This is a genomic window from Pseudomonas sp. HPB0071, from assembly GCF_000478505.2.
GTDB classification, from domain to species: domain Bacteria; phylum Pseudomonadota; class Gammaproteobacteria; order Pseudomonadales; family Pseudomonadaceae; genus Chryseomonas; species Chryseomonas luteola.
Window position 1 is genome coordinate 1,975,005 of record NZ_KI517367.1, and the last position, 11,331, is coordinate 1,986,335.

Genomic DNA, 11,331 nt, shown 5'->3' on the forward strand with positions numbered 1-11,331 from the left:
CGCGTCAAACAAGGGAAACGCCTACCCCTCAGGGTAGGATGATCAGCCGGTCCGGTAGCTCGTTACGCGTATGGGTTGCCGGCAGGTGTTGCTTCAGGTGCTCACCGCATGCGTCGATACAGGTCAGAAAGCCCTGCAAGGTTTCGCCGCGACGAACCTGCTGTGTAAAGGTTGCGATGATCGACTGCCAGGTTTCGTCACTCAGCTTTTGCGAAATACCTCGGTCTACGAGGATTTCCACATAGCGTTCGGCTTCCGATACAAAGATCAGCATGCCAGTTTCCGCCTGTGTGTGGTGAAGGTTGTGCTCGAGAAACTGACGGCGTGCCAGGTTGGACGCGCGCCAGCAACGCACCTGGCGTGGAATCAGACGCGTCGTGATGGCTGGAATGCGGAAGATCAGACTCAGCGCAATCAACGTGCCCCACTGGACCAGCAGGAGTTCATGGGGGCTCAGCCAACCTGGGTAGTAATTGATCGCGCCTGGAACGATCAATGCAATGAGGCTCGCCCAGAGTAACGGGATATAGGTGTAATCATCGGCCCGTGCGGCCAGCACCGTGACCAGCTCTGCATCGGTATCGCGTTCAACGCGAGAGATGGCTTCAGCGACCTGTCGCTGCTCGTGCTCGTTGAGTAATGTCATAGAGGTCCGCTCTCCTTACCAATCACCTGAAGCCCCGCCGCCGCCAAAGCTGCCGCCGCCCCCACCAAAACCACCTCCTCCCGAGCGGCCACCACCGCCGAGAACACTGCCAAGGATTGCGCCGGTTAGCACCGAGTTGCCTCGCCCGCCACGTCCACCACGACCGCCTCCGCCACCTTTCATCATGAACAGGATGATGACGAACAGGACGATGAACAGAATCGGGGTAGGACGATCTTCACTGTCGTGATATGTATCATCCTGTGCCGGGCGTGCCAGCGGATCGCCGCCCAGTACCTTGAGCATGGCGCTAGCCCCCTCGTTAATGCCTTGAGCAAATTGACCCTGCCGGAACGCGGGAACAATGACCTGATTGATGATCAGGAAGGACTGCGCATCCGTCAGGCGGTCTTCCAGACCATAGCCGACTTCGATTCGGACCTTGCGGTCGTCACGCGAGACAAGAAGTAGCGCACCATTGTCTTTGCCTTTCTGCCCGATCCCCCAATGGCGACCGAGCTGATAGCCATACTCCTCAATGGAACGGCCTTGCAGGCTGGGGATGGTAGCGACCACCACCTGTTCGCTCGTCGCCTGCTCATGGGCCTTGAGCATCTGCTCCAGTCGGGCCTTGGTCTGGGCATCCAACATTCCGGCCTGATCAACAACCCGGCCGGTCAAGGGTGGGAAACCAGGAGCCTGCTGGGCCTGTGCCACCGCTGCACAAGCCCAGAACAGAATCCACAGCGCAAAGGCGCGAAACACCGGGCGATCAATCATTGATTGAAGTTGACCTTGGGTGCCTGATCAGCGTTAGGCGTCGTGGCTTTGAAGTTCTCGCGAACCGGCAGGTCGCTGTAGAAGATCTTGTGCCAGATGCTGCCCGGGAAAGTGCGGATTTCGGTGTTATAGCGCTCGACCGAGGCGATGAAGTCACGGCGGGCCACGGCGATACGGTTTTCAGTACCTTCCAGCTGGGATTGCAGGGCCATGAAGTTTTGATTGGATTTCAGATCCGGATAACGCTCGGACACCACCATCAACCGGCTCAGGGCACCACTCAGCTGCTGCTGGGCCTGATCGAACTGCTGGAGTTTCTGGGGATCGTTAAGCGTGCTCGCGTCGACCTGAATGGAGGTTGCCTTGGCGCGGGCCTCGATCACGGCGGTGAGGGTGTCCTGCTCCTGCTTGGCGTAACCCTTTACGGTCTCAACCAGATTCGGGATGAGATCGGCACGGCGCTGATACTGGTTTTCCACCTGCGCCCAGGCCGACTTCACTTGCTCGTCATAGGTAGGAATAGTGTTAATGCCGCAGCCGCTCAAGAGCGAAGCCAGCACGGCGAAGACCGCAATCTTCCAGCTCAAGCGTAGTCCCTGGGTCATATGCATTGCGTGTAACTCTCCGTTTGTATACCTGAATATGGGTGGCAGTCATGGCTTCGTGATGACGAAGCGTGCGTATAAATACGGATAGCGCGACCCCGCAAGAGTTCAGGCCAATCGCCTCCGCTGTTGTCACGAAAATCGCAACCACTGCCCATTGAGTTAAGGCTGAGCGAGGCTCATTATCTGGCAGACGGAACTGCCCGGAACAGGCGTTAGGTTTTTGTTGCAGATGGGATAACGAGAGGGGAAATGCAGAGGAATGGGATTACGGAGCTGCGCGGGGGTTGATAGCGGATCGGCGCAAAGGCCGCTGCGCTATCACCTGCCGGGCAGCTCCAGGAAGTTCTCGCAGCAATAGAGCGTTTCGCCGCTTATTGGTTCACTGCGAAATCTTTTTTATCAGATCAGCTGTTTTCGATACGGAAACCGATTTTCAGCGTTACCTGGTAGTGCGCCACCTTGCCGTCTTGAATATGACCGCGCGTTTCGGCGACTTCAAACCACTCCATGTTCTTGATGGACTTGCTGGTCTCCGCCAGGGCGTTGTTGATGGCATCTTCGACGCTGGTGGTGGAGGAGCCGACAATTTCCAGCTTCTTGTACGTGTGATGATCAGACATGAAAACCTCCTGGTTGTAGTTGGCCAATCATCTGGCCAAGGAAAAAACCGCTTGTTTAATGAGTCTCATCAAAACGTGGATTAGTTCAGTGTGTACAAGTGTTGATCAAGTTTGTGTCGCACTTTCGCTGCCGGGTGAAGTCAGACCCGGAACACCCAATGAAACAGGAGGTTCACGCCATGGCTCGTAACAGTTCCTATCAGGCAACCCTTGAAAATCTTGAAGACCAGATTCAAACACTGAAAGATTCTCTCTCCTCCTTGAAGCGCAGTGCTTCGGCGGAGTCCCGTCATTCGTTGAAGTCGTTCAAGGACAACACCAGCCACGCGCTGCACCGCTCGGGTGAGAGCCTGGAAGATTTTTATGACGAAGCACGTGTATTAGCACTAGAAGCCAGCAAAATAGCCGGTACAAGTGTGCGCAAGCACCCTTGGGCTACTGTAGGCGTGGTCGCCGGTCTGACCGTACTGGCAGGCTGGTGGCTGCTGCGCGACGAATAATAATGTCGCCTTTTTCGCCGCTCGCCTTGCCGGGCGGCGATGATCCTTCCTAGTCTTCTGCCAGCGCTGCTCGCAGCCATTGTGCAAGCCGCTGTGCTCGCTGGTCCGCCAGCCGCCCCGGCACCCATAATGCCAAAACCGCTTCGGTCTCAACGAATCCCCACGGTGCTATCAGCCGTCCTGCCGCCAGATCTCCAGCCACCAGGGGTTTAGGCGCAATGGCGACGCCCAACCCGGCCACGGCTGCTTCCAACAGGTAATACAGGTGCTCGAAGCCTGCGCCAACCGTCAGGCTGTCAGCTGGCAGACCATGGCGTTGCGCCCACGCAGGCCAGGCCTGTGGGCGGGAAGCCGTATGCAGTAGTGGCTCGCCCAACAGCGCCGTAGGGGGTGCGTTCTGAAACAGGGACGCATTGGCATACCGGGGACTGACGACCGGGCCGATACATTCAGGGGCCAGCACGTGTACATGCATGTCCGGCGGTGCAGTTGGCTCGGCAAACAAGAGCGTGGCGTTGAGGCCGGGACGGCGGGGATCGAGCTCGCCCTCGCTGGTGGACAGGCTCAGCCGTAGTTCAGGCAATTCACGGTTGAGTCGATCCAGCCGCGGAATGAACCAGCGAGCCAGAAGGCTGCCCGAACAGCCCAGCACAAAGGGGGCATCGCTGGCGCCGCGTTTGAGATCGGCGCAGACGCTGCGCAGCCGCTCGAACGCTTCGGCACTGGCGTCCCGCAGTCGAAGACCCGCTTCGGTTAGCGCAAGGCCCCGCCCTTCCCTGACGAACAGCACCACGCCCAGCTGTTCCTCCAATGCACGGATCTGACGGCTTACCGCGCCATGGGTAACGAACAGCTCCGCTCCTGCTTTGCTGACGCTACCCAGGCGCGCAGCTGCCTCAAAGGCACGCAGAGCATTTAAAGGAGGAAGATCGTTCATTATCCGACCTGTGAGTTTTTCTAACAGATACAGGCGATCTTATCAATTTATTCCTGTCCAGCAACCGGTTAGTGTAAAACCATATTCACAGGGAGCTCTCCCATGACAGACATGACCTACAGCCAAGGCCCTGACGCTCAGGGCATGTTCGGCCAGTTTGGTGGCCGCTATGTGGCCGAAACCCTGATGCCGCTGATTTTGGATCTCGAGCGTGAGTACACCGCCGCGATGAAGGATCAGGCGTTTCTGGATGAGCTGGCCTATTTCCAGCGCGACTACATTGGCCGCCCCAATCCGCTGTATTTCGCCGAGCGCCTGACCGAGCATTTTGGTGGCGCCAAGATCTATCTGAAGCGCGAAGAGCTGAACCACACCGGCGCGCACAAGATCAACAATTGCATCGGCCAGATTCTCCTGGCCAAGCGTATGGGCAAGACCCGCATCATTGCCGAGACCGGTGCCGGCATGCACGGCGTGGCCACTGCCACCGTAGCGGCCCGCTTCGGCCTGCCCTGTGTGATCTACATGGGCACCACCGATATCGACCGGCAACAGGCCAACGTCTTTCGCATGAAGCTCTTGGGTGCGACGGTGATCCCGGTCACTGCCGGTACGGGCACGCTCAAGGATGCGATGAACGAGGCCCTGCGTGACTGGGTGACCAATGTCGCCGATACCTTCTACCTGATTGGCACCGTTGCCGGTCCGCACCCCTACCCGGCCATGGTTCGTGATTTCCAGGCCGTAATCGGTCGTGAAGCCAAGGCGCAGATTCTTGAGAAAGAGGGTCGCCTGCCCGACAGCCTGATCGCCTGTGTGGGCGGTGGATCAAACGCCATGGGGCTGTTCCATGAATTCGTGGATGACAAGGACGTGGCGATCATTGGCGTTGAAGCCGGTGGTCACGGTGTCAGTACCGACAAGCACGCTGCCAGCCTGAACGGTGGCGTTCCTGGTGTCCTGCACGGCAACCGTACGTTTCTTCTGCAGGATGACGACGGCCAGATCATCGACGCGCATTCCATCTCCGCCGGCCTGGACTATCCTGGCATCGGTCCGGAGCACGCCTGGTTGCATGACATGAAGCGCGTTGAGTATGTGCCGATCAATGACGACGAGGCGCTGGCGGCTTTCCACCAGACCTGCCGTCTGGAAGGCATCATTCCAGCGCTGGAATCCGCTCACGCTCTGGCTGAAGCCTACAAGCGCGCGCCTACGCTGCCCAAGGATCACATCATGATCGTCTGCCTCTCCGGCCGCGGCGATAAGGACATGCAAACCGTGATGAGCCATCTGGGAGACAAGCTATGAGTCGTCTGGAAACCCGTTTCGCCCAGTTAAAGCAAGAGGGTCGCGCCGCGCTCGTGACCTATACCACCGGGGGTGATCCGGATTACGCTACGTCGCTGGCAATCCTCAAGGGCCTGCCCAAGGCGGGTGCCGATGTGATCGAGCTAGGCATGCCCTTCACCGATCCCATGGCGGATGGCCCGGCCATCCAGGCTGCGGCCCTGCGTGCGTTGAAGAACGGGCAGACCCTGGCAAAAACGCTGGAGATGGTGCGTGAGTTTCGCCAGGAAGAAGCCGAAACACCCCTGGTGCTGATGGGTTACTACAATCCGATTCACCGTTATGGCGTTGAACGCTTCCTGACCGAAGCCAGGGATGCCGGTGTAGACGGCCTGATCGTGGTGGATCTGCCGCCCGAGCACGACGCCGAGCTGTGTGACCCGGCTCAGGCCGTAGGCATCGACTTTATCCGGCTGACGACACCTACTACAGACAATAACCGCCTGCCGCGTGTGCTGAACAGCAGCTCAGGCTTCGTGTATTACGTCTCGGTGGCGGGTGTGACAGGGGCGGGTTCGGCCACGAACGAACACATCGAGCATGCGGTCGAGCGGCTGCGGCAGTTCACTCAGCTTCCGTTGTGCGTAGGCTTTGGTATCCGGACGCCCGAGCAGGCCAGAGTGGTTGCTCAGCTGGCGGATGGGGTGGTAGTGGGCTCCGCCTTGGTCGACCAGATCGCCAAGGCGCAAAGCAGCACCGAGGCCGTCGAGGGTGTATTGAGCCTGTGTGGCAGTCTGGCGGAAGCGGTACGCAGTGCGAGGCGGTGATAGATAAGTGGCCTGAGTGATGGATATCGCTTCGCTCAATCTACCTTATGGGTTAATACCCTGCCGGTACTGCGCGCAACGCACTCGCCTCAAACAAAAAAGCCGCTGCATTTGCAGCGGCTTTTGTTTTGCAGGATGGGTTGAGCTTGGCGATACCCATTATTCCCGTACATACCGCGTCTTACTGCGCGGCGACCGCCTGGCGAGCGGCCATATGGCGCTGCTGCTTGTAAGCCTTGGCAACCTCTGGAATTGGAGTGACCTTGCCGGTCTCTATCCATTTGCGCAGACGGTTAGCGTCAGCCATGTGGGTGTATTTACCAAAGGCATCCAGTACCACAAACGCTACGGGACGGTTGTTCATGACCGTGCGCATGACCAGGCAATGACCGGCTGCGTTGGTAAAGCCGGTCTTGGTAACCTGAATATTCCAGTCGCTCTTGCCCACGAGGTGATTGGTGTTGTGGAAGCCTAGGGTGTAGTTGGGCTTGCGGAACGCCACAGTCTTCTCTTGCGTGGTGCTCAGCTGACCAATCAGTGGGTAATTGCGGGTGGCCTGGAGCAGCTTGACCAAGTCACGGGCGGTCGAGACGTTGTTCAGGGACAGACCTGTCGGCTCGGTATAGTGGGTATTGGTCATGCCCAGGGCGCGTGCCTTGGCGTTCATGGCGGCCACAAAGGCCTTTACACCGCCCGGGTAATGCTCGGCCAGACTGGTGGCAGCACGGTTTTCCGAGGACATCAGGGCTAGTAAGAGCATGTCATGACGGCTGATCTCGCTGCCCAGACGCACACGCGAATACACACCACGCATTTCCGGCACATCGTCAATCTTGACGGTCAGCATTTCATCCATGGGTTGCTTGGCATCCAGAGTCACCATGGCGGTCATAAGCTTGGTCACGGACGCAATGGGAGCCACGACGTCGGGGTTGCTGGAATACAAGGGCTGGCCCGTTTGCATGTCGACCAGCAGGGCGCTGCCCGATGCCAGTTCTTGCCGCATCGGCACAGTGGCCTTGGCCTTGGCCTCGGCTGCACTGACATTTGCAGCCCCCAGGCTGCCCCCGATCAATACAGCACTCAATACGAGAGAAAGATATTTCACGTGAATATCGTCCGGCTGAAGAGGTAAATAGCAGACTCGACCTGTCTGGCGTCTCGAAAGGCACTCTGGCAGGTCCCGAGTCCGGCGCAGCGGCAGTATAAAGGGCACCCTCCCGGGCGATGGAACCCCCTTACCCAAGTTTTTTCGTGGCGCGAAGGTAAAGGTTTGCTGACATAGCGCTCTGACGACGCGGATGACGATAGACTGAAAACAGCCCATACCGTAGGTAACGGGTTGTTTTGAATCAGGATCCTCTGGATCGCCATGTGGGAGACCACCATGAATCGCATGAAAAAAGCCATCGCCAGCGTATGCGTTACGTTGTGTGTGGGATCGCCACTTGCGCTGGCTTCGCCGCCGGATCAAATGAACGGGCCGCAGGGTGGCAGCAAGGGACACGGTCAGGGCGCGCAGATGCCGCATGGCCAGGACCATAAAGGCGGTTCTGCCCAGTCGAAGGGTAACCAGGGCAATCAAGGACATGGTGGTCCGCAGGCCAGCCAGGGTCATGGCAAGCGGTTACCTCCGCAGGATTTCAGCCCGGTACGTGAAACCATACGGGCCCACAAGGGCGAGATCGGCCGCGGCTCACCGCTTCCGCCGGGACTGGTGATCGCCAAGGGCAAGCCGCTACCCCATGGATATGGCAAGCCGCTGCCACCCGGCATCGCCAAGCAGCTGCCCCGCTATGACGGTTATGAGTGGCGCCGCTTGGGCACGGACATGGTGCTGATCGCTATCACGACCGGCATCGTGTATGAGGTCCTGCACAACGTGCTGGATTGATTGGTCAATTCTTTGGGTGGTGGCACAGTAACCCTGCGTTAGTGCGCCTTTACCTAGACTGAAGCAATCCGTGGTGCCGCACAGTGCGTCATAACGGGCTTACTGAAAGTCGTATTGCACGGGTTCTTCGGGTAGCACGGACAGGTCAAGCGGCCTTACCGCACCCATCCATAGGGCATGGTCGCGGTGATCGGCACGATCATGGCCGGTCACGGGATGAAGAAAGATCACCAGCCCGTTCCGGTTGAGCGCCAGCCAGGGCACCACGTCCGCAAATACCTCTGGACGAAACGACAGCTGACAACTCCAGTCCGGGTGAGGGCCGACCGGTCGCTGGTGAACCCGGCCCATCGTCACGGCAAAGCGGCGCGCGGCCTCTTCGCACAGCGCCCTGGCCTGCTCCAGTGTCGTGGCGTCGAAATAAACATGGGCGTGGTAGCCCTGGATTGCCGCTGTCATGTCTTACCCTTCAAAGCGAATGACGACTTTGCCCACATGGCTCTGTCCGTCCATGTAGCGATACGCCGCTTCGGCCTCGTCGAAGCTGAAGGCTTTGTCGATCACCGGCTCGATGCGATGCAGGGCGATAGCACGGTTCATGGCATCGAACATCTCGCGTGAGCCGACATAGATACCCTCCAGTACGACAGAGCGCTGGATCAGCGCTGCCGGGTTGATCTCTCCACCCGTCAGCACACCGATCAGGTGGGTGGCGCCGCCCGGACGAGTCGAGCGCAGCGAGCGAGGCAGCGTACCGGCGCCGCCGACTTCTACCACATGGTCAACGCCGATCCCTTCGGTCAGGCCTAGCACCTGCTCCTGCCACTCTGGATGCTGCTTGTAGTTCACGGTCTCGTGGGCACCCAAGGCCTTGGTCTTTTGTAGCTTCTCATCGCTGGATGAGGTAATGATGGTACGCGCCCCGGCTGCACGGGCGAACTGGAGACCAAAGATGGACACACCGCCTGTACCCAGCAGCAGCACGGTCTGACCAGCCACCAATGGCTGAACACTGCCGAACAGCGCATGCCAGGCCGTTACGCCAGCGCAGGGCAAGGTGGCACCGGCCTCATAGGAGAGATGCTCGGGTAGCGTAACCACGCCGTTCTGGTCGAACAGTACGTACTCGGACAGCACCCCGTCGATGGCGCCACCCAGGGCGGAGGCACCGTGGGTGGGGTCCAGATGGCCGCCAATCCAGGCCTGCATGAAGATACCGGCTACGCGATCGCCTACTTTCACACGGTCGACATCATCCCCAATCTCCACCACTTCGCCTGCACCGTCGGATAGGGGTACCAAGTCCTTGGGCAGACCGCCACGTGCATAACGGCCGGTTGCGACCATGAGGTCGCGGTAGTTCAGCGAGGCGGCCTTCATCTTGACCAGAACCTGGCCGCGTCCCGGCTTGGGTGTATCACGCTCGCGCAGAGTCAGGTCGGCATAGGATTCGGCTTTAGGCAGGCAATAGAAACGCATCGTACTCTCCTGTTTGAGAAATGAGCGGGCTCAGGGCCGCCACAGAAAAAGGTTCAAACCGTTACACTTGGGTCGGACCGCATGGAAACGATGAAGCTCAACAGAATGTGTCACAAAGCGAACTGATATCACCGGTTCAGGTCTGTTAGCTAACTTTTTTGCCCGTGCCTCACTGATTAGAATGAGTAAACGCCATGAAGCTGCCCTCTTTGCTACCACTGTTCCTGCTCGCGCCACTGACCGGCATCGCGACCACCGCCAGCGCTGAGCCGGGACTGTATAACCTGCTGGTAGGGACCTACACCAACGGCAGTAGCCAGGGGCTTTATGTCTACCGGTTCGACAGTCGCGCTGGGCAGGTTACCGGCCCGCTGCGCGTCGTCAAGGCCTCCAATCCGTCTTACCTTACGCTTGCGCGCGACGGCCGTACCGTATTTGTCGTCAATGAAAACGGTCGTGGCAGCCAGGGCGATGACATTGGCCGCGCCACGTCTTATCGCTTCGATCCAGAAAGCGGCCGGCTGCAACAAATCAGCCAGGTCAAGACCCTGGGGGATCATCCAACCCACTCGACGCTCAGCCCTGACGGACAGTTCCTGTTTGTCGCCAATTATTCCGTCGAGCCCGAAGGCTCTCTGGCCGCGCTGCCGGTGCAAAGCAACGGTGTGCTGAGCCCGGTTGCCCAGATCGAATTCTTCCAGGCCAGTAATAATCACCCGGAGCGGCAGACGTCCGGCCATGTACATGGGGTGACGTTTACGCCAGACGGCCAGTATCTGTTCTCGCCAGACCTCGGCGCTGACAAGATTTTTGCCTATCGCTACAACCCTGCGCGACAGGAGCGCCCGCTGTCTCCGGCTGAAACTCCCTATACGCCCGTTCCGTCAGGCAGCGGCCCGCGCCATATCGTCTTTAGCGGTGATGGCCGTTTCGCCTACCTGACCCTTGAGCTGACTGGACAGGTCATGGTGTTCGCCCACGAAAACGGTGCACTGCGACAGTTACAGGTCTACACCCTGGCGCCGGAAGGTTTCAGCGGCAAGGTAGGAGCAGGCGCCATCCATCTCTCCAACGATGGCCGCTTCCTCTACGCTGCCAACCGAGGCGATGACAACCACATCGATGTGTTTGCCGTCGATCCGGTGGAAGGCACGCTGACCTTTGTTGATCGCCGCTCCGTCAACGGTCGCGAGCCCCGCGAGTTCAGCATTGATCCGACGGGACGCTACATGCTGGTGGCCAACCAGGGCAGCAGCCAGCTGAAGGTGTTCGCGCGTGATCCGCAGACTGGCAAGCTGGGCGAAGAGCTGCAGAGTGTCGACGTAGCCATGCCGTCCGACCTGAAGTTCGTGGCGGTGCCCTGATGTTCGACCGTTTGCACCATGTGGCGCTGATCTGCTCCGACTACCCCACGTCCAAGCGTTTTTACACCGAGGTGCTGGGGCTCAGGGTGATAGCTGAGACCTTTCGTGAGGCGCGCCAGTCCTGGAAGCTGGATCTGGCTGTTGGTGATCACGCCCAGCTCGAGCTGTTCTCCTTCCCAGACGCGCCACCGCGCCCTTCCCGGCCGGAAGCGCAAGGCCTGCGCCATCTGTCCTTTGCCGTGGAAGATCTGGACGCTGCCGTTGCGCATCTCAAGCAGCATCACGTTGACGTAGAGCCTATCCGGGTAGATGAGCTGACGCAGAAACGCTTTACCTTTTTCAGCGATCCGGACGACCTGCCCCTTGAGCTCTACGAGCGTTAAGGG

Annotated in this window: 14 protein-coding genes; 6 read left to right on the plus strand and 8 right to left on the minus strand. The window is 59.1% G+C overall.

What is annotated here, in order from left to right:
- Window positions 1–28: 28 nt before the first annotated feature.
- From HMPREF1487_RS09305 to HMPREF1487_RS09320, 4 genes are all read right to left on the minus strand, one after another.
- Entirely contained in the window at window positions 29–646 is a 618-nt protein-coding gene (locus HMPREF1487_RS09305; RefSeq protein WP_010796380.1) for a TPM domain-containing protein, read from the minus strand.
- A gap of 15 nt (window positions 647–661) precedes the next feature.
- Window positions 662–1,426 (minus strand): TPM domain-containing protein, encoded by a 765-nt coding sequence (locus HMPREF1487_RS28245; RefSeq protein ID WP_010796381.1) that lies wholly within the window; start codon window positions 1,424–1,426, stop codon window positions 662–664.
- Window positions 1,423–2,031, minus strand: a complete 609-nt coding sequence (locus HMPREF1487_RS09315) for a LemA family protein (RefSeq protein ID WP_112297976.1) — start codon at window positions 2,029–2,031, stop codon at window positions 1,423–1,425. The genes HMPREF1487_RS28245 and HMPREF1487_RS09315 overlap by 4 nt, the downstream gene beginning before the upstream one ends.
- A gap of 407 nt (window positions 2,032–2,438) precedes the next feature.
- Window positions 2,439–2,654 (minus strand): dodecin, encoded by a 216-nt coding sequence (locus tag HMPREF1487_RS09320; RefSeq protein WP_010796383.1) that lies wholly within the window; start codon window positions 2,652–2,654, stop codon window positions 2,439–2,441.
- 179 nt (window positions 2,655–2,833) lie between these two features.
- Between HMPREF1487_RS09320 and HMPREF1487_RS09325 the strand changes: the two genes are divergently transcribed.
- Window positions 2,834–3,154 (plus strand): ElaB/YgaM/YqjD family protein, encoded by a 321-nt coding sequence (locus HMPREF1487_RS09325; protein ID WP_010796384.1) that lies wholly within the window; start codon window positions 2,834–2,836, stop codon window positions 3,152–3,154.
- A 49-nt stretch (window positions 3,155–3,203) separates the two neighbouring features.
- Here the strand turns inward: HMPREF1487_RS09325 and HMPREF1487_RS09330 are convergent, their stop codons facing one another.
- Window positions 3,204–4,094, minus strand: a complete 891-nt coding sequence (locus tag HMPREF1487_RS09330) for a LysR family transcriptional regulator (RefSeq protein WP_037029877.1) — start codon at window positions 4,092–4,094, stop codon at window positions 3,204–3,206.
- 99 nt (window positions 4,095–4,193) lie between these two features.
- On the opposite strand from HMPREF1487_RS09330, the gene trpB reads away from it, so the two are divergent.
- The gene (trpB, locus tag HMPREF1487_RS09335) at window positions 4,194–5,402 is read left to right on the plus strand and encodes a tryptophan synthase subunit beta (RefSeq protein WP_010796386.1); all 1,209 of its coding nucleotides are present in this window, start codon (window positions 4,194–4,196) and stop codon (window positions 5,400–5,402) included.
- Entirely contained in the window at window positions 5,399–6,208 is an 810-nt protein-coding gene (gene trpA / locus HMPREF1487_RS09340; RefSeq protein ID WP_010796387.1) for a tryptophan synthase subunit alpha, read from the plus strand. Before trpB ends, trpA begins: the two co-directional genes overlap by 4 nt.
- A gap of 181 nt (window positions 6,209–6,389) precedes the next feature.
- On the opposite strand, the gene pbpG is transcribed toward trpA, so the two are convergent.
- Complete coding sequence (gene pbpG, locus HMPREF1487_RS09345; RefSeq protein ID WP_010796388.1) at window positions 6,390–7,316, minus strand: D-alanyl-D-alanine endopeptidase; 927 nt, start codon at window positions 7,314–7,316, stop codon at window positions 6,390–6,392.
- A 279-nt stretch (window positions 7,317–7,595) separates the two neighbouring features.
- Between pbpG and HMPREF1487_RS09350 the strand changes: the two genes are divergently transcribed.
- Window positions 7,596–8,102 carry an anti-virulence regulator CigR family protein gene (locus HMPREF1487_RS09350; protein WP_010796389.1) on the plus strand — a complete coding sequence of 169 codons (507 nt, stop codon included), beginning with the start codon at window positions 7,596–7,598 and terminating at the stop codon, window positions 8,100–8,102.
- Window positions 8,103–8,201: 99 nt separating this feature from the next.
- Here the strand turns inward: HMPREF1487_RS09350 and HMPREF1487_RS09355 are convergent, their stop codons facing one another.
- Both HMPREF1487_RS09355 and HMPREF1487_RS09360 read right to left on the minus strand, forming a co-directional pair.
- A complete protein-coding gene (locus HMPREF1487_RS09355; protein WP_010796390.1) occupies window positions 8,202–8,561 on the minus strand; it encodes a DOPA 4,5-dioxygenase family protein in 360 nt (119 codons plus the stop codon).
- Window positions 8,562–8,564: 3 nt separating this feature from the next.
- On the minus strand, window positions 8,565–9,581 hold the full coding sequence (locus HMPREF1487_RS09360) for a zinc-dependent alcohol dehydrogenase family protein (protein WP_010796391.1): 1,017 nt from the start codon (window positions 9,579–9,581) through the stop codon (window positions 8,565–8,567).
- A 194-nt stretch (window positions 9,582–9,775) separates the two neighbouring features.
- Between HMPREF1487_RS09360 and HMPREF1487_RS09365 the strand changes: the two genes are divergently transcribed.
- On the plus strand, window positions 9,776–10,945 hold the full coding sequence (locus HMPREF1487_RS09365; RefSeq protein WP_010796392.1) for a lactonase family protein: 1,170 nt from the start codon (window positions 9,776–9,778) through the stop codon (window positions 10,943–10,945).
- Window positions 10,945–11,328, plus strand: coding sequence for an SMU1112c/YaeR family gloxylase I-like metalloprotein (locus tag HMPREF1487_RS09370; protein WP_010796393.1), 384 nt, complete (start codon window positions 10,945–10,947; stop codon window positions 11,326–11,328). The genes HMPREF1487_RS09365 and HMPREF1487_RS09370 overlap by 1 nt, the downstream gene beginning before the upstream one ends.
- Window positions 11,329–11,331 lie beyond the last annotated feature (3 nt).